Genomic DNA, 832 nt, shown 5'->3' with positions numbered 1-832 from the left:
GGCGACAGCAGCCGCTGCAACGGCTGCTGTTACGCGCTGGAAGTGACGACGGCAGGGGTTGGTCATGATTGCCGGCCTCAGCTCAGGGTGATGTTTTCGGCCATGGCAGCGCAGCCCAGGTCTTCAATCACGTAGCTTTCATTGACCGATTCGAAGTTTTCGATGCGGTCGCGTTTGGCGTTGTCGACGACGGTGCGGCGGCGGGTGCCTTCCTGCCAGTACAGCGACAGGTTGTCGAGGCGGGTCACCAACAGGCCGTTGGCCGGGAAGTGCGGTACCCGAACGGCTGGCAGGTTGCCAATGCGCTTTTGGCTGGTGACGATGTCGGCCGCGAGCATCTCGGTCGGCGCCTGGGTTTTGTTGATGATCGGGAAGTACTTGTCGGCCAGTAGCTGGCGACCGCAGACCACCACCAGTTCGGTGTCTTCCTGGTACCAGGGCTCAATGAACTCGTTGACCATGCTGATGACCAGGGCGTCGATGTTTTCGAAATCCTTGCCCGCGCCGATCTGGATCTTGCCGCTGCCGTCGACCACTTCGTGCAACACGCGAGCAGCGTTTTCCAGGCGCATTTTCTGCAGCCAGCCAATGTTCACGTCCTGCAACAGCGGGTTGGTGGATGGGTTGGAGGTCGCGGCGCGGCTGGTGCCGTTCCAGCCGATCATGATCCGGTTGAGGGCCTGGGCCTTGATGATGGCGTCACGAATGCGCGCCTGAAAGTCCTTGAACTTGGCCCACTGGTCGAGCTTCTGGTAGCGAATCCCGGTGTCGAAGTTGGTCTGGGTACAGGCGTACCCGCGATTGTCCAGCCCGCTCGGGTCGCGGGGCTCGC

The 832-nt window shown here is 61.7% G+C and carries 1 protein-coding gene; it reads right to left on the bottom strand.

From position 1 onward, the window contains the following. Nucleotides 1–77: 77 nt before the first annotated feature. On the bottom strand, nt 78–832 hold a 755-nt coding region (locus tag BLX41_RS20020; protein ID WP_259745031.1), incomplete at its 5' end, for a phage major capsid protein, P2 family.

The organism is Pseudomonas protegens (assembly GCF_003732485.1).
Taxonomy (GTDB): Bacteria; Pseudomonadota; Gammaproteobacteria; order Pseudomonadales; family Pseudomonadaceae; genus Aquipseudomonas; species Aquipseudomonas protegens_B.
This window is presented reverse-complemented; position numbering and strand designations above follow the sequence as displayed.